Source organism: Noviherbaspirillum saxi (genome assembly GCF_003591035.1).
In the GTDB taxonomy this organism is placed as follows: domain Bacteria; phylum Pseudomonadota; class Gammaproteobacteria; order Burkholderiales; family Burkholderiaceae_D; genus Noviherbaspirillum; species Noviherbaspirillum saxi.
On record NZ_QYUO01000001.1, the window covers coordinates 3013404 to 3034101 of the forward strand.

General features: G+C 58.7%; 21 protein-coding genes. 9 read left to right on the forward strand and 12 right to left on the reverse strand.

Annotation, left to right across the window (positions count from 1 at the left end; translation table 11 throughout):
• Positions 1–7: 7 nt before the first annotated feature.
• The 4 genes from D3871_RS14215 to D3871_RS14230 all read left to right on the forward strand — a co-directional run bounded on the left by D3871_RS14215 (position 8) and on the right by D3871_RS14230 (position 3923).
• The gene (locus D3871_RS14215; RefSeq protein ID WP_119769488.1) at positions 8–1144 is read left to right on the forward strand and encodes a PilT/PilU family type 4a pilus ATPase; all 1137 of its coding nucleotides are present in this window, start codon (positions 8–10) and stop codon (positions 1142–1144) included.
• Positions 1144–1626 (forward strand): glutathione peroxidase, encoded by a 483-nt coding sequence (locus D3871_RS14220; RefSeq protein ID WP_119769489.1) that lies wholly within the window; start codon positions 1144–1146, stop codon positions 1624–1626. Before D3871_RS14215 ends, D3871_RS14220 begins: the two co-directional genes overlap by 1 nt.
• Before the next feature lie 386 nt (positions 1627–2012).
• A complete protein-coding gene (locus D3871_RS14225; RefSeq protein ID WP_233575611.1) occupies positions 2013–3371 on the forward strand; it encodes an esterase/lipase family protein in 1359 nt (452 codons plus the stop codon).
• A gap of 15 nt (positions 3372–3386) precedes the next feature.
• Positions 3387–3923, forward strand: a complete 537-nt coding sequence (locus tag D3871_RS14230) for a lipase secretion chaperone (protein WP_233575612.1) — start codon at positions 3387–3389, stop codon at positions 3921–3923.
• Positions 3924–3973: 50 nt separating this feature from the next.
• Here D3871_RS14230 and D3871_RS14235 read toward each other — a convergent pair whose 3' ends face one another.
• The 8 genes from D3871_RS14235 to D3871_RS14270 form a co-directional block, all read right to left on the reverse strand.
• A complete protein-coding gene (locus D3871_RS14235; protein WP_119769491.1) occupies positions 3974–4699 on the reverse strand; it encodes an LrgB family protein in 726 nt (241 codons plus the stop codon).
• Positions 4696–5133: a CidA/LrgA family protein gene (locus D3871_RS14240; protein WP_338016840.1), complete on the reverse strand. Its 438-nt coding sequence runs from the start codon at positions 5131–5133 to the stop codon at positions 4696–4698. Before D3871_RS14240 ends, D3871_RS14235 begins: the two co-directional genes overlap by 4 nt.
• Before the next feature lie 184 nt (positions 5134–5317).
• Entirely contained in the window at positions 5318–5746 is a 429-nt protein-coding gene (locus D3871_RS14245; RefSeq protein ID WP_119769492.1) for a VOC family protein, read from the reverse strand.
• 40 nt (positions 5747–5786) lie between these two features.
• Positions 5787–7019: a glycolate oxidase subunit GlcF gene (gene glcF, locus D3871_RS14250; protein ID WP_119769493.1), complete on the reverse strand. Its 1233-nt coding sequence runs from the start codon at positions 7017–7019 to the stop codon at positions 5787–5789.
• A gap of 2 nt (positions 7020–7021) precedes the next feature.
• Positions 7022–8089, reverse strand: a complete 1068-nt coding sequence (glcE, locus tag D3871_RS14255) for a glycolate oxidase subunit GlcE (protein WP_119769494.1) — start codon at positions 8087–8089, stop codon at positions 7022–7024.
• 8 nt (positions 8090–8097) lie between these two features.
• The gene (locus D3871_RS14260) at positions 8098–9585 is read right to left on the reverse strand and encodes an FAD-linked oxidase C-terminal domain-containing protein (RefSeq protein WP_119769495.1); all 1488 of its coding nucleotides are present in this window, start codon (positions 9583–9585) and stop codon (positions 8098–8100) included.
• Between the two features lie 153 nt (positions 9586–9738).
• Entirely contained in the window at positions 9739–10629 is an 891-nt protein-coding gene (locus D3871_RS14265; protein WP_119769496.1) for a LysR substrate-binding domain-containing protein, read from the reverse strand.
• 40 nt (positions 10630–10669) lie between these two features.
• Entirely contained in the window at positions 10670–12079 is a 1410-nt protein-coding gene (locus D3871_RS14270; RefSeq protein WP_119769497.1) for an FAD-binding oxidoreductase, read from the reverse strand.
• A 133-nt stretch (positions 12080–12212) separates the two neighbouring features.
• On the opposite strand from D3871_RS14270, the gene D3871_RS14275 reads away from it, so the two are divergent.
• The gene (locus D3871_RS14275; RefSeq protein WP_119770083.1) at positions 12213–12770 is read left to right on the forward strand and encodes a cob(I)yrinic acid a,c-diamide adenosyltransferase; all 558 of its coding nucleotides are present in this window, start codon (positions 12213–12215) and stop codon (positions 12768–12770) included.
• Between the two features lie 399 nt (positions 12771–13169).
• Here D3871_RS14275 and dxs read toward each other — a convergent pair whose 3' ends face one another.
• Genes dxs through D3871_RS14290 form a run of 3 tightly spaced genes read right to left on the reverse strand, consistent with a single transcriptional unit; the run spans position 13170 to position 16205 of the window.
• A complete protein-coding gene (gene dxs / locus D3871_RS14280) occupies positions 13170–15038 on the reverse strand; it encodes a 1-deoxy-D-xylulose-5-phosphate synthase (protein ID WP_119769498.1) in 1869 nt (622 codons plus the stop codon).
• A 1-nt stretch (position 15039) separates the two neighbouring features.
• Positions 15040–15915, reverse strand: coding sequence for a polyprenyl synthetase family protein (locus D3871_RS14285; RefSeq protein ID WP_420799646.1), 876 nt, complete (start codon positions 15913–15915; stop codon positions 15040–15042).
• A gap of 29 nt (positions 15916–15944) precedes the next feature.
• On the reverse strand, positions 15945–16205 hold the full coding sequence (locus D3871_RS14290) for an exodeoxyribonuclease VII small subunit (protein WP_119769500.1): 261 nt from the start codon (positions 16203–16205) through the stop codon (positions 15945–15947).
• Positions 16206–16608: 403 nt separating this feature from the next.
• On the opposite strand from D3871_RS14290, the gene D3871_RS14295 reads away from it, so the two are divergent.
• From D3871_RS14295 to D3871_RS14305, 3 genes are all read left to right on the forward strand, one after another.
• A complete protein-coding gene (locus D3871_RS14295; protein ID WP_119769501.1) occupies positions 16609–17718 on the forward strand; it encodes an aromatic ring-hydroxylating oxygenase subunit alpha in 1110 nt (369 codons plus the stop codon).
• Between the two features lie 192 nt (positions 17719–17910).
• Positions 17911–18846, forward strand: a complete 936-nt coding sequence (locus D3871_RS14300) for a DMT family transporter (RefSeq protein WP_119769502.1) — start codon at positions 17911–17913, stop codon at positions 18844–18846.
• An 11-nt stretch (positions 18847–18857) separates the two neighbouring features.
• Positions 18858–19712 carry a sulfurtransferase gene (locus D3871_RS14305; protein ID WP_119769503.1) on the forward strand — a complete coding sequence of 285 codons (855 nt, stop codon included), beginning with the start codon at positions 18858–18860 and terminating at the stop codon, positions 19710–19712.
• Positions 19713–19823: 111 nt separating this feature from the next.
• Here D3871_RS14305 and D3871_RS14310 read toward each other — a convergent pair whose 3' ends face one another.
• Positions 19824–20507: a ZIP family metal transporter gene (locus tag D3871_RS14310; RefSeq protein WP_233575613.1), complete on the reverse strand. Its 684-nt coding sequence runs from the start codon at positions 20505–20507 to the stop codon at positions 19824–19826.
• Here D3871_RS14310 and D3871_RS31365 point away from each other — a divergent pair.
• Entirely contained in the window at positions 20494–20622 is a 129-nt protein-coding gene (locus D3871_RS31365) for a hypothetical protein (RefSeq protein WP_274381750.1), read from the forward strand. The two genes, D3871_RS14310 and D3871_RS31365, sit on opposite strands and share 14 nt — an antisense overlap.
• The last annotated feature ends 76 nt before the right edge of the window (positions 20623–20698 follow it).

Sequence of the window (20698 nt, forward strand, 5' to 3'; positions counted from 1 at the left end):
AAGCGACATGGAACGCGATCAGGCCACCAAATTCATGCACGACTTGCTGCGGCTCATGCTCAGCAAGAACGGCTCCGACCTTTTCATCACCGCCGAATTTCCGCCTGCGTTCAAGATCGACGGCAAGATGACACCGGTATCGAACCAGCCGCTGACGCCGACGCATACCGTCGAACTTGCGCGTGCGATCATGAACGACAAGCAGGCGGCGGAATTCGAAGCGACCAAGGAATGCAACTTCGCGATCAGCCCTGGCGGCCTTGGTCGGTTCCGGGTCTCCGCCTTCGTTCAGCAAGGCAGGGTCGGCATGGTGCTGCGTACCATCACCACCACGATTCCCAAGCTGGAAGACCTGGGTGTACCGGAAGTGTTGAAAGAAGTCGCGATGACCAAGCGCGGCCTGGTGATCATGGTGGGCGCGACCGGCTCCGGTAAATCGACCACGCTGGCCGGCATGGTGGGCTATCGCAATGAAAACAGCTATGGACACATCATCACGATCGAAGACCCGGTCGAGTATGTCCATCCGCACAAGAATTGCATCATCACCCAGCGTGAAGTCGGCGTCGATACCGCCGACTGGTTCGCGGCGCTGAAGAACACATTGCGGCAAGCGCCCGACGTGATCCTGATCGGCGAAATCCGCGACCGCGAAACCATGGATTACGCAGTGGCCTTCGCCGAAACTGGCCACCTGTGTCTGGCGACCATGCATGCCAACAGTTCGAACCAGGCGCTCGACCGTATCATCAACTTCTTCCCCGAAGAACGGCGCGCGCAATTGCTGATGGATTTGTCGCTCAACCTGAAAGCGATGGTTTCACAGCGCCTGGTACCGCTCAAGGATACCAAGGGCCGTTGCGCGGCCGTCGAAGTAATGCTGAATTCGCCATTGATATCGGACCTGATCTTCAAGGGCGATGTCCACGAGATCAAGGAAATCATGAAGAAGTCGCGCGAACTCGGCATGCAGACCTTCGACCAGGCATTGTTCGATCTTTACGAACATGGCAAGATCTCGTATGAAGACGCATTGCGCAACGCGGATTCGGTCAATGACCTGCGCCTGTCGATCAAGCTGCAGAGCAAGGATGCGAAGGGCCGCGACCTGAGCAAGGGTACCGAACATCTGGGAATTGTCTAATGACTATTTATGATTTCAGCGCAGACAGCATTGCCGGCACGCCGGTCAATCTTGGGACGTATCGCGGCAAGGTAGTGCTGATCGTCAACACGGCCAGCAAGTGCGGATTCACCCCGCAATACAAGGGACTGGAGGCGGTGTACCAGCAGTTCAAGGATAAAGGTGTCGAAGTGCTGGGCTTTCCCTGCAACCAGTTCGGCAAGCAGGAGCCAGGCTCGGCCGATGAAATCGGCGCGTTTTGCGAAAAGAATTACGGCGTGACGTTTCCGCTATTCGAGAAGATCGATGTGAATGGTGGTAACGCGCACCCGCTGTTCAAGCATTTAAAGCGTGAAGCGCCGGGCCTGTTGGGGACCGAGGTGATCAAGTGGAATTTCACCAAGTTTTTGGTGAAGAAAAATGGCACGGTGTATAAGCGCTACGCGCCGCGGACCGAGCCGAAAGAACTGATGAGCGATATCGAGAAGCTGTTGGCAGAATAGCGCAGTTTTTCCTCAACTTACAAAAGGGCGGTCATTGCACCGCCCTTTGTCTTTTTGTGCTTACTGACTAATGAAGCGACGTCTTGGTATAGCGCTTGGGCAGAACATGCCTTGCCCACAGGCAAACCAGAAATCGTCTCAAGGCGGCATCCTTCCGAGGAAAGAATGGTACGGTCCAATTCCGTTCAGTGAAATCAAATAAACCGACCAGAACCTCTTTCGCTATCAATAAGTCAATCAAAAACCTGGAATAACTGCTCTAGTTCCAATAGCTGCTTATTTCTTGCGTCGATGTTTTAATTTCTGCGTTGTTGATGTCATCAAACCAAAGGCTCCACAAGAAGAGCCTGCTACCCCACCCGCAGCACAATAAACATGGAGACAGCATGAAGAGAGCAGCTTCGATATTGCAGCGCGCAGCAAACTTCCTCAAACACGCGACCATCGCCGTATCCGCATTGGCGACCCTGCCGTCCGCATCGGCGGCAAACAACGATCCCGTAGTCCTGGTACATGGCTTCCTCGGATTCGGACCAAACGAATTGCAGGGAACAGGCATGCTCTACTGGGGCGGCTTCAACGATGTCGCGGCCCACATGCGCATCTACAACGGTTCTCATCAGGTGATGGCGGCGGCGGTGGGCCCGGTGAGCTCGAACTGGGACCGGGCGGTGGAACTCTACTACCAGATCAAGGGCGGCTGCGCCGACTATGGCGCGGCCCGCACTGCGAAATACGCGGCCTTCGGCAAAATCCAGAAACCCGCCGGCAAGTGCTGGGCGGCCGATCCGAATAACAATCCGAACAAGTATCCGCTCGCGCTATACCCGAAGTGGGATGCAAATAATCCGATCCACCTGGTCACGCACAGCCAGGGCGGCCAAACGGCGCGTACGCTGATCCAATTGCTGGAAAACGGATCGCCAGACGGCAATGAAGGCGACGGCGCGCTCTATACCGGCGGCAAGATCGGTTGGGTCAAGAGTACGACCACGATCTCGACGCCGCACGACGGTACGACCTTGGCCGATGTCATCGTCGACTATGTACCTCAGGTGTCCGAACTGATAGGCAGGTTCGTCGAGGTAGCAAACTTGGGCGGCAGTTCCAATCCGGTTTACAACTTCAAACTGGAGCAATACGGTCTGGCGCAAGGTCCGGCGGAGAATTTTCGCGACTTCCTTGATCGGGTCAAGGGCCATCCTTTCTTTTCGCTTTCCAACAAGGATGCGGCACAATGGGACCTCCGTCCCGACGGGGCACGGGAACTCAACGCCTGGGTGAAAACCTCGCCCAACGTGTACTACTACTCCATCGCCAACAAGGCGACGGAAACGGGCAGCTTCTGCTGCAATAACACTGACCGCATCATTGCGCCTTTCCAGAGCAGCCGCTATCAGTATGCGCGCAACGACATGATCTTCTTCGGAAAACCGACAGCCGGCGAGTGGGTAGTGCCTTCGATATTCAAGCGCGGCATGGGTTCATACACGCAAAGCGATCCCAGCCGCGTGATCATCGACAGCAAATGGTTCGCCAACGACGGCGTGGTTAATACGATCAGTATGAAGTCGCCCGCAGGACAACCTGTGCGCAACTATGACGGCAGTTCGGTGCGCGGCACCTGGAACTATCTTGGCCATTACGATCAGTACGACCACATGGACGTCGTCGGCTGGCTGCTGCCGAGTTGGTCTGTGTATCCGATTTACAACCACATTATGGGCATCCTGTACGACTTGTAACGGAACGCAATGACGATGAAAAAGTCTGTTGTCGCGCTCGGTGCCGCGGCCTTGTTCAGCCTCGCTTTGTTCGTCACGGCGTGGCCAGGGAAGAACGAGGATGCGACACCCAAGCTTGGCGCCGAGCCTGACATGTTTTCATTCGTAAAGCCGGGTATCGGTCCGGCACCGGATGCGAGCATGCAGGCTGCAGCGGCCCCCGCTGCGCCGCCGTCACCGCAAGCGGTCAGATCGCCCACCGTCACCGTGGAAGAATTGGTGCAGACCATGCGCACACAAGGTGCGAGCGAAGATGAAATCTACCGGATGCGTGCCGCTGCCTGGTCCCCGGAAGCGGCTGCCCGTCTCGCCGAAAGGGACCGCGCAGAAGCAACGTGGGACGCGCGCGTCGATGCCTATCGTGTCGAGAGAAACAGATTGATCAACGCCGGCGCGATTCAAACGACGTTGCAGCAGTTGCGCAACGCGCGCTTCAGCGCCGAAGAGCAAGTGCAGTTGGCAGCCTATGAATCGTCAGGCGTTCCACGGCTAATATCCCTGCCGGCGGACTGAAGCTAGATCATGTCAAAAGATGGCACGGTATACAACATGCTTCAAGGACCTTAAAACACGCCAAACAGCTTCAACATCAACGGCAATAACAATGCTGTCAACACGCCCGACAGCCCCATCGCCAAGCCGGAAAACGCTCCCATTTCTTCGCTGACCTGAAACGCACGCGCGGTACCAATGCCGTGCGAAGTCACGCCCAAGGCGAAACCGCGAATGCTGGACTCTTGAATTTTCAATAAATTGAAGACCGAGCGTGCGATCGTGGCACCCAAGATGCCGGTCAGCATGACCAGCACCGCCGTCAGCGATGGCAAGCCGCCTATTTTTTCCGACACGCCCATCGCAATCGGCATCGTCACCGCCTTGGGCGCCAGCGACAACACCGTTGCCGGCGACGCGCCCAGTGCCCATGCCACGCCCATCGCCGCAGCAATCGCAGCCGCGCCGCCGACCAATGCGCTGACGATCAGCGCAAACCAGTTACGCCTGAGCTTTTCCAGTTGCAGATAGAGCGGAATGGCCAACGCCACCGTTGCCGGCCCCAGCAGGAAATGCACGAATTGCGCGCCTTCAAAATACCTCGGATATTCGGTATCGGTGCCCACCAGCACCGCGACCAGCAGTGCCACCGCGATCGCGACCGGATTGACCAGCGGATTGAATTTCGCCCGCGCGTACAGTGCATAGGCAAGCTGGTACGCCAGCAAGGTCGCGGTCAGCCACAGCAAGGGTGAAGCGGACAGATAGACCCATACCTTGTTCAAGCCCGGCGTCATTTCTGCAATCCTTTCAACACCAGCGCGGTGACCACCAGCGATACGATTGCGCTGACGAGAAGCGCCGCCAAGATGGGCAGCCATTCCGAAGCGACCCGCTGCGCGTGCACCATGATGCCAACGCCTGCGGGAATGAACAGCAATGAAAGATGCTTGAGAAATTCGAGCGTAGTGGCAGCCAGTTTGTCGGCCATTGCAGGTCGCGCGATCAAAAAGCAGAACAGCAGCAGCATGCCAATGACAGGCCCGGGCACCGGCAGCGAAAACGCGTAGGCGAGCGTTTCGCCCACCGTTTGAAACAACAAAAGAATGGCAAAGGTATGAATCACGAGGGTCTTGGACGGATGAATAACATTCTTAGGAATGTGTACGGAATAAGTTACCGATTTGGACGCGTCCGACGGGATGCGCTGCATGGCGCGAGAAGGAGTCATAGCGAGCTATGGCGACGCCGAGCAACGCTGCAGCGCGCCCGTCAGACGTGAACCAAATCGGGAAATTATTTCGTGCACGTTCCTTAGCTTGCCTAACAAAATGCTATTGCGCAATCCTGTCTCGATCCACCACGCTGGTCGGTCGGCTAAAACGCCCCGTGAGCCGGACGGGAACTAGGGCGTGTCATGCTCCGTCTTCGGGTAACAGTTGCGGGTTATATACGACTTCCCAAAGATGCTGATCCGGGTCCTGGAAGTAACCTGCATAGCCGCCCCAGAATGTCTTACCGGCGGGCTTGACGATGGCAGCCCCAGCGGACTTGGCCTGCGCCATCACGGAATCGACTTCCGCTTCCGATGAAACATTGTGCCCGAGAGTGAACTCCGTCGCGCTGGGTGCTTGAATGGATAGCCCCGAATCATGCGCAATATTTTGACGTGAAAACAGTGCCAGCTTTAGTCCGGATTGCAGGTCAAAGAACGCTACCGCTCCATGCGCAAACTCCTGGCCGATAATGCCCTGGGTTTTCAATCCAAGGCCATCGCGGTAGAAGTGCAAGGATCGCTCAAGATCGTCAACACCGATCGTAATGACAGAAATTCTAGGTTTCATGGCGCTTTCTCCGCTGAGTATATTGCAACGCCATTGTCGCTCAGCGCCCGACCGCAAGAGCGCTGTCGATCAATTCGATCCAATGACTGACTTGCATGTCGGTGCCGGATTGCAGATGGGTCTGGCAGCCGATATTGGCGGACACGATCATGTCCGGCTTGGTGGCTTGCAGGTTTGCCAGTTTGTTATCGCGCAACTGGTAAGCCATTTCCGGCTGCAGCACCGAGTAGGTGCCGGCGGAACCGCAGCATAGATGACTATCTGCGCATAGCTGTACATCGACGCCGGCGGTGCGCAGCAATTGCTCGACCTTGCCGCGAATCTGTTGGCCATGCTGCAGGGTACAGGGCGGATGGAAAGCAACGCGCTTGCCTATCTTTCCATTCAACTTCTGTTGCAGTTCCTCCTCGAACGCCGGCAGGATTTCACTGAGGTCGCGCGTCAGGTCCGAGATGCGCTTGGCCTTTGCCGCGTATTTGTCATCATGCGCAAGCAGGTGACCATAATCCTTGACGGTCGCACCGCAGCCGGACGCGGTCATCACGATCGCTTCGGCCCCCGCTTCCACCAGCGGCCACCATGCATCGATGTTGTTGCGCATGTCATTCAAGCCGCCGTCATGATCGTTCAGGTGATAGCGGATCGCGCCGCAGCAGCCCGCCTTGGGCGCGACCAGCAATTGCACGCCGAACGCATCGAGCACGCGGGCAGTTGCCGCGTTGATATTCGGTGCCATCGCCGGTTGTACGCAGCCGTCGAGCAGCAGCATCTTGCGTGCATGCTGTGTTGTTGGCCAGACGCCAGCGTTTTGTTTCGCCGGCACCTTGTTGCGCAAGGCTTTCGGCAACAGCGGACGCACCATCTGCCCTGCCTTCATGGCCGGAGTGAACAACCATTTGCGTGGCAACGCTTCTTTCAAGGCATTGCGCATCAGACGCTGCGACAAGGGACGCGGCACTTGGTCCTCGACGATCTTGCGGCCGATGTCGACCAGCCGACCGTACTGCACGCCGGACGGACAGGTGGATTCGCAGTTGCGGCAGGTCAGGCAACGGTCCAGGTGGGTTTGCGTCTTTTGTGTTGCCGGTTTGCCTTCCAGCACCTGCTTCATCAGATAAATGCGGCCGCGCGGTCCGTCCAGCTCGTCGCCAAGCAGTTGATAGGTTGGACAAGTCGCGGTGCAAAATCCGCAATGCACGCACTTGCGCAGGATCGCGTCGGCTTCTTCGCCTTCGCGGGTGTTCTTGATGAAATCGGCTAGATTGGTCTGCATGCTTAAAACCCGGTGTACATCCGGCCCGGATTGAAAATCCCGGATGGATCGAAGGCGTTCTTGAGATGGCGATGAATCTTGGCGACAGCAGGCGCAAGCGGATGAAACACGCCTATGCCCTTGTCGCCGCCGCGAAACAGCGTTGCATGGCCACCGGCCTGTTCGGCGGCGGCGCGAATGCTATCCGCGTCGATTTCCGTGCGCAGCCAGCGCTGTGCGCCACCCCACTCGACCAGGTGCTCGCCATGCAGTGTCAGCGGCACGGCCGTCGATGGCAGCGACAGACGCCACAATGCGGTCGGACCTGTGATTGCTGCGAAATAGTCATTGTCCTGGTTACGCAAGCCTTCCCAGAACATGTCGGCCTGCGTCTCTTCCTCGCCGCCCATCTTTTGCACCGCCGACCGCAGCGCGGCTTCGGCACCGGACAGACGCACGATCAGCACGCCGCCATGCCAGGCGCTGGCTGACAATGGCAGCGGCTGGCCGCCCCAATTGTTCAGGCGCTCGATCGCCTCGGCCTTGTTCATGTCGAAGCGCAAGGTCGTTTCGGCAAACGGTTTCGGCAATACCTTGAGCGACACTTCCAGGATCAGCCCCAGCGTGCCGAGCGACCCGGCAAGCAGGCGCGACACGTCATAACCGGCGACGTTCTTCATCACTTGTCCGCCGAAGTGCAGCACTTCGCCCTTGGCATCCATCAGCACCGCGCCGAGCACGAAATCGCGCACCGCGCCGACCGCTTGCCGGCGCGGACCGGACAAGCCGGCGGCCACGATGCCGCCTATCGTCGAGGCGGCGCCATAGCGCGGCGGTTCGAACGCCAGCATCTGGTTATGCTGCGCGAGCGCGGCTTCAATTTCGGACAAGGGCGTGCCGGCCCGCGCCGTGATGACCAGTTCGGTCGGATCGTAGGCGACGATGCCCGCGTAAGCACGCGTATCGAGGATGTGACCATCAAGCGCCTGGCCGTACCAATCCTTGGTGCCGCCGCCGCGTATGCGCAAGGCGGTGCCGGCAGCCGTGGCCGAAGCAATGCTGTCGCGGAATTGCTGCAATACCTGTTCCATGAAATATCCTAAAAGCGTTCCAGCTCGGCGAACTTGAGCTGGCCACGCTTGACGTGCATCTTGCCGTATTCGGCGCAACGGTGAAGCGAGGGAATCGCCTTGTCCGGGTTGAGCAGGAAAGCGGTATCGAACGCGCGCTTGACCGAGAAAAAGGCTTCGCGCTCGGCCGGCGAAAATTGCACGCACATCGAATTGATCTTTTCAATGCCGACACCGTGTTCGCCGGTGATCGTGCCGCCAACTTCGACGCACAGTTCCAGAATGTCGGCGCCAAAGGCTTCGGCACGCTCGAATTCACCTGGCTGGTTGGCATCGAACAGGATCAGCGGATGCAGGTTGCCGTCGCCGGCATGGAATACGTTGGCGCAGCGCAGGCCATACTTGCTTTCCATTTCAGTAATGCGCACCAGCACCTGCGCCAAATGCTTGCGTGGAATCGTGCCATCCATGCAATAGTAATCGGGCGAAATGCGGCCGGCTGCGGGAAACGCATTCTTGCGACCCGACCAGAACTTGAGGCGCTCCGCCTCGTTCTGCGACACCGCGATCGCGGTCGCGCCGGACGCCTTCAAGACCTCGGTCATGCGCGCGATTTCTTCCTCGACTTCTTCCGGCATGCCATCCGATTCGCACAACAGGATGGCGGCGGCATCGGTGTCGTAACCGGCCTTGACGAAAGGCTCGACCATGCGCGACGAGGTCTTGTCCATCATTTCCAGCCCGGCCGGAATGATGCCGGCGGCAATCACGTTGGCGACCGCGTCGCCGCCTTTGACCACATCGTCGAACGAGGCCATGATCACGCGCGCCAGTTGCGGCTTCGGCACCAATTTGACCGTGACTTCGGTGACGATGCCCAGCATGCCTTCCGAGCCGATGAAGACCGCCAGCAAATCGAGGCCCGGTGCATCGAGCGCGCCGCCGCCGAGTTCGACCACGTCGCCGTCGATGGTGATCATGCGCACGCGCAGCACGTTATGCACGGTCAACCCGTATTTCAGGCAATGCACGCCGCCGGAATTTTCCGCGACGTTGCCGCCTATCGTGCACGCGATTTGCGATGACGGGTCCGGCGCGTAATACAGGCCGTGCGGCGCGGACGCTTCGGAGATCGCCAGATTGCGCACGCCGGGCTGCACGATGGCGGTCCGGGCGTAGGGATCGAGTTTGATGATCTTGTTGAATTTCGCGGTCGAGACCACTACGCCGTCGGCGATCGGCATGGCCCCGCCCGACAGGCCGGTGCCCGCGCCACGAGGCACGATGGGCACCTGGAGATCGCGGCACGTCTTGAGAATGTCGATCACCTGCGCCTCGTTCTGCGGCAGCGCCACGACCATCGGCAATTGCCGGTACGCCGACAGGCCGTCGCATTCGTAAGGCCGCGTGTCTTCTTCATTGAACAATACGCAACCGGCAGGCAGCAGCTTGTCGAGCGCGGCGACGATTTGGCGCTGGCGTTCCAGGGTAAATCGGGGTTGGGCGGGGGCGTTCATGACCGGCTCCAGAGAGTGATCCGAAAGTGTAGCGAAATATAAGATGGCTGCGTGCCGAATCCTGGCGGCGCGCCCTGAAAGCTTTGCACGCCAGCATGAATAATTTTCACCGGGCCGAGAGCGCCGCTATGCGAAGGTCCGGCGATCTGGCCTTTACAGTTTGCCGAAGGTATCCAGCAACCAGTCGATGAACACATTGACCTCCGGCCGTGCCCGCACTTGCGGCTCGTAGACGACGTAATAGGCATGCGGCGGCGTTTTCAACTGAATGTCCTTGAACAGGTGAACGACTTCGCCGCGCTCCAGCAAATCCTGTACGAAGTGCTGGCGCGTAAGCCCTACCCCATGTCCATGCCGCACCGCTTCGAGCAATAGGCCAAGGTCGTCCAGACGCAAGCCGTTCGAGGGTTCCGGCCAGTCGAGTCCGGCCACCTCGAACCACGGCTGCCAGGGCTCAAGCGCCGAGCGCAGCAGCGTCGCCTGCTTAAGGTCGGCCGGCGTGTCGAGCTTGCCGATCCGGGCAAGATAGGCGGGACTGGCGACCGCAAAGGTCGGCTCTTCGAATAATTTTTCGGTAACGGTTTCGGTGTATTTACCCGCACCGAAACGCACTTCCACATCGCTTTCCGACAGACTGAGATCGTACAGCGGGACCGACAGGAACAGTTCCAGCACGATATCAGGATGCAACGCTGCGAATTCCGACAGGCGCGGCACCAGCAGGCAGCGGGCGAACGTCGGCGGCACCGTCACCTTGATGCGCGGTTGCGCCGGTGCGGTCCGGTGCGGCAGCGGAAAATCGCTCAGCGTGCGCAGCGCCGCCTTGACCACATCGAGATAACGCCGCCCGAATTCCGACAGACTGACCGCCCTGCCATCGCGCAGGAACAGGCGCTCGCCGACAAACTCTTCCAGCAGGCGAATGCGATGCGACAGGGCCGACGGCGTGATGCATAGTTCTTCGGCGGCAAGCGCGAAGGACGCGTGGCGGGCCGCCGCCTCGAAGGCGGACAGGGCATGGACTGGAGGAAGGCGTGAGGCCATGGGCGAACTTAGCGTGTAAAAAAGGGATGGGGCGCCATGTCTACCAGCGGATGATCTTGCCCGGATTGAGGATGTTTTTCGGGTCGAAAGCGTGCTTGAGAATGCGCATGCTTTCGATCGCTTCTTCGCCGTGTTCCTGCACCAGGAAATCCATCTTGTGCAAGCCGACGCCGTGCTCGCCGGTACAGGTGCCGTCCATGGAAATGGCGCGCGCGACCATGCGTGCATTGACCGCTTCGGCTTTTGCGATATCGCCCGGGTCGTGCGGATCGACCATCATCAGCACATGGAAATTACCGTCGCCGACATGGCCGATGATGGAATAGATCATCGCGTTTTTTTCGCAGTCGGCCTTGGTATCGAGTATGCATTCGGCCAGGCGCGAGATCGGCACGCAGCAATCGGTGGAAATCGCCCGTCCGCCCGGACGCATTTGCAGCATTGCGAAATACGCATTGTGACGCGCAGTCCACAGGCGCGAGCGGTCTTCCGGGCGGGTTGCCCATTCGAAACCGATCGCACTGAATTCGGCGGCAATTTCCTGGACGATCTGCGCCTGCTCGGCCACGCCGTGTTCGCTGCCATGGAATTCGAACAGCAGCAGCGGTTTTTCCGGCAAGCCGAGCTTGTCATGCGCATTGATCGAACGCACGCTGTTTTCATCAAGGAATTCGACACGCGCGATCGGCACGCCCATCTGTATCGTGCGGATCACCGCATTGACCGCATCGGCGGTCGACGGGAACGAGCAAACTGCGGCCGACACCGCTTCCGGTTGCGGATAGATGCGTACGGTGACTTCGGTAATGATGCCGAGCGTTCCCTCGCTGCCGACAAAGATGCGCGTCAGGTCATAGCCGGCGGACGATTTCTTTGCCCGTGTGCCGGTCTTGATGATGCGGCCATCGGAAGTGACCACCGTCAACGCCAGCGTGTTTTCACGCATGGTGCCGTAGCGCACGGCATTGGTGCCCGATGCGCGCGTCGCCGCCATGCCGCCGAGCGAAGCGTCGGCGCCGGGATCGATGGGGAAAAACAGGCCGGTATCGCGGATTTCCTGATTCAGTTGCTTGCGGGTTACACCCGCCTGCACCGTGACGGTCTGGTCTTCGGCGTGTATCGCCAGCACCTGGTTCATTTGCGACAAGTCGATCGTGACGCCGCCGCTCAAGGCCAGGATATGCCCTTCGAGCGAGGTACCCGTGCCATACGGAATGACCGGCACTTCATGGCTGGCGCACAGCTTGACCGCCTGCGCGACTTCTTCGGTGGTTTGCGCAAACACGACCGCATCGGGCAGCATAGGGTCGTAGGACGATTCATCGCGGCCATGATGCTCGCGCATCGCCTGCGAGGTCGACAGACGGTCTTCGAAGATCGCTTCGAGTGCCGCCAGCAGTTCGGCCGGCAAGGGTTTCCTGAGCGCTGCCGCCTGTGCGGGATGGTTCATGCTTGTCTCCGAAGGTATGCAATTGTTTGCCTGATTTTACTCTGATGCACGCCACCCCGACATCGTCGCGCCGACGACTGCGTAACGGCCGGATTTGCCGTATGCTGGCTATTTTCAATCTACCAAGATCATCATGGGCAACCGACTTTCAAAAATCGCGACCCGCACCGGCGACAATGGCACTACGGGCCTGGGCGACGGCAGCCGTGTCGGCAAGGACAGCCTGCGCGTACACGCGATGGGCGACGTCGACGAACTCAATTCCCATATCGGCCTGCTGCTGTGCGAAGAATTACCGGCGGCGCTGCGTGAAGAGCTCGTCTCGATCCAGCACGACCTGTTCGACCTCGGCGGCGAGCTATGCATTCCCGGTTATACGCTGATCACCGAAGTGCATGTGGGACGACTGGATACGCTGCTGGAAAAATACAATGCGGACCTGCCGCCGCTGAAGGATTTCATCCTCCCCGCCGGCTCGCGCGCCGCTGCGCTGGCGCATGTCTGCCGCACCATCTGCCGACGAGCGGAACGGGCGATTGTCACGTTGGGGAATAGCGAAAAGCTCAATGACAATCCGAGGCAATACATGAATCGCTTGTCGGATTTGATGTTTGTGCTGTCGCGGGTGTTGAACCGGTTTGCTGGTGGCAGCGATGTGTTGTGGGAGAAGGAGAGGAAGCGGGAGGTGTGAGGGGGGGCAAATGTGACTCGACCGCAGCACCCCCATCCTAACCTTCCCCCTATAAGGGGGAAGGGACCGTTCAGCGGCAAGTATCAAGCAAGCACTTGGCTACCGCTGCACACAGAGGCTGTGGCATATCCCTTCTGCCGACGCCAAAAGAGTGATGCGCCAAGCGGATAAAGAAGCGCAGTTGTTTGAGCCGCAGGCGAGTTCTGCGCTTCCCGCTTGGCGCATCACTCTTTTGGGAACCCGAAGGGCGGCGGCAGTAGGGTCGCCTCGGCGGCCCCCCTTCTTTGCTTACTTTCTTTGGCGAAGCAAAGAAAGTAAGTGGCCCGCCGGGGCCAGTCCCGGCCAGCCCGTCCGAAGAACCAACAGTCCAGCATCACCGAAGAGACAAAGAACAAGGCCTCAGTTGTTCACCACCAACCGCGGCTCACCCTTACCCCCAAACCGCGTCCTCACCGAAGCCACAATCCCCTTCCCATCCAACCCGCACATCGCCAGCAACTGCCCCGCATCCCCATGATCGATAAACCGATCCGGCAATCCCAACTGCAAAATCGGCTTCACAATACCGGCCTCCGCCAGTGCCTCGGCCACCGCCGATCCGGCGCCACCCATGACAGCGCCTTCTTCAACCGTCACCAGCACCTCATGCGTCTGCGCCAACTGCTTCACCAATTCAATATCGAGCGGCTTCACGAAGCGCATATTGGCCACCGTTGCATCAAGCTCTTCGCCAGCGGCAAGACCGGGCGCGACCATCGTTCCAAACGCGAGAATCGCAATGTCCTTGCCCTGGCGCCGTATTTCACCCTTGCCCAGCGGCAGCACTGCAAGCGACTTCTCAATCGCGGCCCCGATACCAGCCCCGCGCGGATAGCGCACCGCAGCCGGTCCCGGATACTGATACGCGGTCGATAGCATCTGCCGGCATTCATTCTCGTCCGAAGCCGCCATCACCACCATGTTGGGAATGCAACGCAGATAAGCGATATCGTAGTTGCCCGCATGGGTCGCGCCATCGGCACCGACCAGTCCCGAGCGGTCGAGCGCAAATGTGACATCCAGGTTTTGCAATGCCACGTCATGAATCAACTGGTCGTAGGCGCGCTGCAGAAAGGTCGAATAGATCGCCACGACCGGCTTCAAGCCTTCGCAAGCCATGCCACCCGCGAATGTCACCGCATGCTGCTCGGCAATACCGACATCGTAATAGCGGCTGGGAAAGCGCTGTTCGAACTGCACCATGCCGGAACCTTCGCGCATGGCCGGCGTGATACCCACCAGTCGTTGATCATGCTCGGCCATGTCGCACAGCCAGTCGCCAAACACCTGGGTATAGGTCATCTTGCTCGCGGCCGCAGGCTTGATGCCTTCGTCCGGATTGAACTTGCCGGGCCCGTGATACAACACCGGATCGGCCTCGGCCAGCTTGTAACCCTGTCCTTTGCGGGTTACCACATGCAGGAATTGCGGGCCTTTCAGGTTCTTCAGGTTTTGCAGCGTCGGCACCAGCGACTCGAGGTCATGCCCATCGATAGGACCGATGTAGTTGAAACCGAATTCCTCGAACATGGTCGCAGGCACGACCATGCCTTTCGCATGTTCTTCCAACCGCTTGGCCAGTTCCAGCATGGGGCCGGGCAATACCGTCTTGCCCACGTTTTTCGCGGCGGCGTAAAACTTGCCGGACATCAGGCGGGCGAGGTAACGGTTGAGCGCGCCGACCGGTGGCGAGATCGACATGTCATTGTCGTTCAGGATGACGAGCAGATTGACGTCGTTGTAGACGCCTGCATTGTTGAGCGCCTCGAACGCCATGCCGGCCGTCATCGCGCCGTCGCCGATCACCGCGATCGCATGACGGTTTTCGCCCTTGGTCTTTGCTGCCAGGGCCATGCCCAGCGCCGCCGAGATCGAGGTTGATGAATGCGCGGTGCCGAAGGTGTCGTATTCGCTTTCGTCACGACGCGGAAAACCGGAGATGCCATTCATCTGGCGCAGCGTCTGCATGCGGTCGCGGCGGCCGGTCAGGATCTTGTGCGGATAGGTCTGGTGACCGACGTCCCAGACGATGCGATCTTCCGGCGTATTGAAAACGTAATGCAGCGCAATGGTCAGTTCGACGGTGCCGAGATTGGAAGACAGGTGTCCGCCGGTCTTTGACACCGAATCGAGCACGAAGCCGCGCAATTCGTCCGCGAGCGGCTTGAGCTGCGCGCGCGAGAGTTTTCTCAGATCTGCCGGTACGTCGATATTTTTGAGCAGGTTCATGCTAGGCTTTCCGTTGCACGATCAAGTCTGCGATTTCCCGCAAACGCCGTGCTTTTTCTCCAAACGGCATGAGCGCACGATGCGCATCATCCCGCAATTTATCTGCCAGGGCTTTCGACTCGGCGAGCCCAAGTATCGATACATACGTCGGCTTGTTATCCGCCGCATCCTTGCCGGCGGTCTTGCCAAGCGTTGCCGAATCGGCGGTGGCATCGAGCACGTCGTCCACGACCTGGAATGCAAGGCCGATCGCCACGGAATAAGCGTCGAGCGCAGCGATTTCGGCATCGGACAAGGTCTTTCCCGCCAACGCGCCAAGCAGCACCGAGGCGCGCAACAATGCTCCGGTCTTCAATTGATGCATGTGCTCCAGCTCGCCCAGCGACAATGCGAGTCCGATACTGGCAAGATCAATCGCCTGTCCGCCGCACATGCCGGCCGAACCCGACGCTTGTGCCAGCAGGCGCAGCATCGCGAGCCGGCGCGTTGCCTGGCCTTCGCCTTCTGCAACACCTTCACTCAGCACGACGAAGGCTTGCGACTGCAACGCATCCCCCACCAGCAAAGCGGTGGCCTCGTCGTATTTCACGTGCACGGTCGGCTTGCCGCGCCGCAATGCATCATCGTCCATGCACGGCATGTCGTCATGCACCAGCGAATACGCATGAATCATTTCCAGCGCCGCCGCCGCACGCTGCAAGCTTGCCGCATCGGCGTCAAACAGGTCGCCGGCGGCAAACACGAGCAGCGGGCGTACGCGCTTGCCGCCGTTGAGCACCGCGTAACGCATTGCCTCATGCAAGCGGGCCGGTACTGTCGCGTCCGATGGCAGCGATGCACCAAGCGCTTCTTCCATGGTCGACTGGACCTGTTTCATCCAATCAGCAAAACTTGCGATAGACGATGTCATTCCTCCGCCCCGGCGTCGCTGTCGGCATCAGTGACAAAGGGCTTGAGCATGTCGCCTTCGAGTACTTTTACCTGGCTATCCACCTTGTCGAGCTGGCCGCTGCAAAATTTGACCAGTTCCGACCCGCGCTTGTAGGCCGCCACAGACGCTTCCAACGGCAATTCGCCCGCTTCCATCTGGGCGACAAGCCGCTCCAGCTCGGCCATGGCATCTTCGAAGGAAGCCGGTTGTTCGGAGGGCACTGATTTCTTGGACATAGTGGATGAATCTGAAGTTTAACCCGGTATTTTAGAACAAACCACTTGATACAGTTGGATTCAAGCAATCAACATTCAGTTACTTTTGACTGCCAAAAGATGAGTTTTGTGACAAAAATCAACGACCGATAGAAATTATGCAACTTCTGCGGAGTACTGTGTTCGCATTCAAGCGGCAGTGGCTTATTCCTATCCGCTCATGAACACAGCGGAATTCTTATAAAAGACATGCAACTCCATCCTTTCATTCCCCTTCCACGTGACGGACCTCAATCAGTCGTTCAGGCAACACTCTGAGGTATAATCCTCGGTTCTGTCCAAAATTTCCGTTTCATCTTATTTGATACTGGTTTTTGCGGATTCTTTCTCTCTTAGGTTGGTGCAAATTAATTTGGGGGTGGGGATGTCCGATCTGGCTAATGTCGCCAATCTGGCGCGTTCCAACGCGCAACTTCCGGTCAACGTCTACTTCGACGACACACTGTTACAACACGAAATCACGCAGCTGTTTCAACACGGCCCGCGTTATGCCGGCCATGAATTGCAAGTCCCGAACGTCGGCGACTATGCAACGCTGGCATGGGAAAACGAAGGCCGCATGCTGGTGCGCAACGCGCATGGCATTGAATTGCTTTCCAATGTCTGCCGTCATCGGCAGGCAAAAATGTTTGATGGTCGCGGGAATGCAGCCAATATCGTCTGCCCCCTGCATCGCTGGACCTATGATCTCGAGGGCAAACTGATCGGTGCGCCGCATTTTGGCGAAACGCCGTGCCTGAACCTGTCTCGCACACCGCTGCAGAACTGGAACGGCCTGCTGTTCGAAGACAATGGCGTGAATGTCGCACAGATCATGTCCAAACTCGGCGTGACCAGGGATCTCGATTTCAGCGGCTACATGCTCGACCATGTCGAGGTGCATGACTGCGATTACAACTGGAAAACCTTCATCGAGGTGTATCTGGAGGATTACCATGTCGAGCCCTTCCATCCAGGGCTGGGCAGCTTCGTGACCTGCGACGACCTGCGCTGGGAATTTGGCGAGCACTACAGCGTGCAGACGGTGGGGGTCAATCATGCGCTATCGAAGTTCGGCACACCGAAGTACAAGAAATGGCAGGAGCAGGTGCTGCAATTCCGCAACGGTGAACCGCCGCCTTACGGCGCGATCTGGCTCACGCTGTATCCGAACATCATGGTCGAGTGGTATCCGCACGTGCTGGTGGTGTCGACCGTATGGCCGGACGGTCCGCAAAAAACCCGCAATGTCGTGGAGTTTTACTATCCGGAAGAAATCGTGCTGTTCGAGCGCGATTTCATCGCCGCCGAGCGCGACGCCTACATGGAAACCTGCATTGAAGACGATGAAATCGGCATGCGCATGGATGCCGGTCGCCGCATCCTGATGCAGCGCGGCACCAGCGAAGTGGGTCCGTACCAGTCGCCGATGGAAGACGGCATGCAGCATTTCCACGAGTGGTACCGCAGGCAGATTGCCTTGCAGGCGCGCTGACGGTCCGAGGAGCTTCTTCACGTTTCCTGCCGGTACCCAGGGCTATGCTCCGGGCACCGGCAGTACTTTGGACAGCTGCTGGATAGCTGCGAAAGGCCGCCATGGCGCCACGCCTGCTCGCCGGGAAGAATCCGCGTATCATCGAAGACCCCGCAACACCACCGCACCGGCACTTCTCTGGCGGCCTTTCCCATGCAATCACTCTGGATGCTGTTTGCCAGCTTCGTATTTTCCCTGATGGGCGTCTGCGTCAAGATGGCGTCCTCGATCTACTCCGTATCTGAAATCGTGATGTACCGCGGCTTGGTCGGGGTTTTGTTCCTCGGCTGCCTGATCGCCGTGCGCGGAGGCAGCTTCCGTACATCCCTGCCCTGGCACCATGTATGGCGCGGGATCATAGGCGTCGCGGCATTGTGGATGTGGTTCTGGTCTATCGGTCAGCTGCCGCTTGCTACCGGCATGACCTTGAACTACATGTCACCGATCTGGATCGCCGCTATTCTTTTTATCGCCGGCTGGTGGAGCGGGCAAACACGTTTCGAATGGGGGCTGGCGGCCGCCATCCTGCTTAGCTTCATCGGCGTGACCATGCTGTTGCGCCCTGCCTTCCATGCCGATCAATGGCTGGCGGGGCTGGTCGGTCTTGGCTCGGGTTTTATTTCCGCGATCGCCTATCTGCAGGTGCGTCGTCTGGGACAGCTTGGGGAGCCGGAATACCGGGTCGTGTTTTATTTTTCCCTGATGGGATTGCTGGCCGGCTTGGCAGGCGTCATCGCCAACACCATAGATGGCCGTCCCGCCGTGTGGAGTGCCCACAATGGCAAGGGAATTTTGCTGTTGCTCGCCATCGGCGTGACCGCCACGGTGGCACAAATGGCGATGACACGCGCATACCGGCTTGGCAAGACATTGGTCACGGCCAACCTGCAATACACCGGCATCGTGTTTTCAAGCGCCTGGGGCATTCTGATCTGGGGCGACGTGCCGGGCTGGCTGGGATGGTGTGGAATTGCCATCATTCTTGGCAGCGGACTGGCCGCGACCTATTACAATACGCGCAACACCGCGACTCCCGCCGCCAAGGCTACGGTCGCGCAAGCCAACGATCCGATAGCTACCGAAGTGTAGAGGAGATATGCATGCCGTATACCACGCTGATTTCTGCCAACGACCTCGCCCGGCATTACCAGGATCCGGCCTGGGTCGTTATCGATTGCCGGCATGATCTGACCAATCCGGCGGCGGGTGCCGAAGCCTACGCCGGCGGTCATATTCCCGGTGCGCGCTTTGCCAGCCTCGACACCGACCTGTCCGACAAGAGTCCGGGGTCCAACGGCAAATTCCGTGGCCGCCACCCGCTGCCTCAGCCGACGGCCTTCGTTGAAACCTTGCGGCGCTGGGGCGTCAATCATAGTTCGCAAGTTATTGCCTACGACGAGCATGGCGGCATGTTCGCAGCAAGGTTGTGGTGGATGTTGCGCTGGGTCGGCCACCAAGCGGTAGCCGTGCTCGACGGAGGTCTCCCAACATGGCTGGCACGCGGCCTGCCGCTATCGAAAGATGTCGTGACACCTGTGCGCGGCAACGTCGAACCGCATTCCTCGCTTGTCGCCACGGTGAACGTCGACGATGTGCTGGCCAACCTCAACACCCCAACCCGCATCGTAATCGACGCCCGCGCGCCTGACCGCTTCCGCGGCGAAAACGAAACCCTGGACCCGGTAGGCGGCCATATCCCCGGCGCGAAGAATCGTTTTTTTAAAGACAATTTGACGACTGACGGTCGATTCAAGTCAGCGGACGAATTGCGGTCCGATTTCTCCGCATTGCTGATATCGCCGGAAGCCAGCATCGTGCAGTGCGGATCAGGCGCGACTGCCTGCCATAATTTGCTGGCAATGGAAATTGCCGGACTTTCCGGCGCAGCGCTATATCCGGGATCCTGGAGCGAATGGTGTGCAGACCCGGGGAGACCGGTGGCCCGCGGAGAGTAATTTTTGGCGAAGCAAAAAAGAAAGTGGCCCGCCGGGGCCACTCCCGGCTAGTCGCTACGAAGAGCGGGCAGCACAGAGTCTCCGAAGAAACCTCGGAACGACGACACGCACTCAATGCGCATGATTCTGCCCCGTCAAAAACAACACAATCCCCACCCCCACCGCAATCAACACCACCTGCGGAATCGTCTCCCGCAACGTTGCCCGCCGCTGCATCTGCGGCATCAAATCGCTCACCGCGATATAGATAAATCCCGAAGAAGCAAACACCAGTACATACGGAATCCAGTCGCTCGCCCGCTCCAGCATGAAATACCCCAGCACGCCCCCCACCACCGACATCAGGCTGCACACAACGTTGTACACATAAGCACGCGTACGGGTAAATCCTGCATTGAGCAACACGATGAAGTCACCAATTTCCTGCGGAATTTCATGCGCAATGATCGCAACGCCGGTAATGATGCCCAGGCTCGGATCGGCCAGAAACGCAGCCGCGATCAGAATGCCATCGGTAAAGTTATGCAATCCATCGCCGACCAGAATCATCCATCCGGCCTTACCGGCTTCATGCGCATCATGCCCATGTTCATGCCCATGGCCATCGCCTTCGTAATGGTGCGAGTGCCGAAGAATCGCAAACTTTTCCAGCAAAAAGAAGCCAAGCAGACCGCCCAGCAGGGTTGCAAACAGCGCGTGCGTATCGGCATGCGATTCAAACGCTTCCGGCAATGCATGCAATAGCGAAGTCGCCAGCAGGATGCCGACCGAAAGGCTGACCATGCGCTCGACCATTTTCGACAGCAGCGCAAAGGAAAATATCGCCGCAGCGGTGATGCTGAGGACGCCAGCGACCGTGGTGGCCAGCAGAATGGAAAGCAGCGCGGAGTCGATGGTGTGCCTCGTTTAATATGCAACAAAGTTGCAAATTAAAGCATAGACCGGCCATTTCGGCAAACGGGAAAGTCAATTCGCTGCCTTTGGGA

Bases quoted from the DNA above. Each gene is read 5' to 3' on its own strand.
- D3871_RS14215 (WP_119769488.1), top strand. From the start codon at position 8: ATGGAACGCGATCAGGCCACCAAATTCATGCACGACTTGCTGCGGCTC.
- D3871_RS14220 (WP_119769489.1), top strand. From the start codon at position 1,144: ATGACTATTTATGATTTCAGCGCAGACAGCATTGCCGGCACGCCGGTC.
- D3871_RS14225 (WP_233575611.1), top strand. From the start codon at position 2,013: ATGAAGAGAGCAGCTTCGATATTGCAGCGCGCAGCAAACTTCCTCAAA.
- D3871_RS14230 (WP_233575612.1), top strand. From the start codon at position 3,387: ATGAAAAAGTCTGTTGTCGCGCTCGGTGCCGCGGCCTTGTTCAGCCTC.
- D3871_RS14235 (WP_119769491.1), bottom strand. From the start codon at position 4,699: ATGACGCCGGGCTTGAACAAGGTATGGGTCTATCTGTCCGCTTCACCC.
- D3871_RS14240 (WP_338016840.1), bottom strand. From the start codon at position 5,133: ATGACTCCTTCTCGCGCCATGCAGCGCATCCCGTCGGACGCGTCCAAA.
- D3871_RS14245 (WP_119769492.1), bottom strand. From the start codon at position 5,746: ATGAAACCTAGAATTTCTGTCATTACGATCGGTGTTGACGATCTTGAG.
- glcF (WP_119769493.1), bottom strand. From the start codon at position 7,019: ATGCAGACCAATCTAGCCGATTTCATCAAGAACACCCGCGAAGGCGAA.
- glcE (WP_119769494.1), bottom strand. From the start codon at position 8,089: ATGGAACAGGTATTGCAGCAATTCCGCGACAGCATTGCTTCGGCCACG.
- D3871_RS14260 (WP_119769495.1), bottom strand. From the start codon at position 9,585: ATGAACGCCCCCGCCCAACCCCGATTTACCCTGGAACGCCAGCGCCAA.
- D3871_RS14265 (WP_119769496.1), bottom strand. From the start codon at position 10,629: ATGGCCTCACGCCTTCCTCCAGTCCATGCCCTGTCCGCCTTCGAGGCG.
- D3871_RS14270 (WP_119769497.1), bottom strand. From the start codon at position 12,079: ATGAACCATCCCGCACAGGCGGCAGCGCTCAGGAAACCCTTGCCGGCC.
- D3871_RS14275 (WP_119770083.1), top strand. From the start codon at position 12,213: ATGGGCAACCGACTTTCAAAAATCGCGACCCGCACCGGCGACAATGGC.
- dxs (WP_119769498.1), bottom strand. From the start codon at position 15,038: ATGAACCTGCTCAAAAATATCGACGTACCGGCAGATCTGAGAAAACTC.
- D3871_RS14285 (WP_420799646.1), bottom strand. From the start codon at position 15,915: ATGAAACAGGTCCAGTCGACCATGGAAGAAGCGCTTGGTGCATCGCTG.
- D3871_RS14290 (WP_119769500.1), bottom strand. From the start codon at position 16,205: ATGTCCAAGAAATCAGTGCCCTCCGAACAACCGGCTTCCTTCGAAGAT.
- D3871_RS14295 (WP_119769501.1), top strand. From the start codon at position 16,609: ATGTCCGATCTGGCTAATGTCGCCAATCTGGCGCGTTCCAACGCGCAA.
- D3871_RS14300 (WP_119769502.1), top strand. From the start codon at position 17,911: ATGCAATCACTCTGGATGCTGTTTGCCAGCTTCGTATTTTCCCTGATG.
- D3871_RS14305 (WP_119769503.1), top strand. From the start codon at position 18,858: ATGCCGTATACCACGCTGATTTCTGCCAACGACCTCGCCCGGCATTAC.
- D3871_RS31365 (WP_274381750.1), top strand. From the start codon at position 20,494: ATGCGCTCGACCATTTTCGACAGCAGCGCAAAGGAAAATATCGCCGCA.
- D3871_RS14310 (WP_233575613.1), bottom strand. From the start codon at position 20,507: ATGGTCGAGCGCATGGTCAGCCTTTCGGTCGGCATCCTGCTGGCGACT.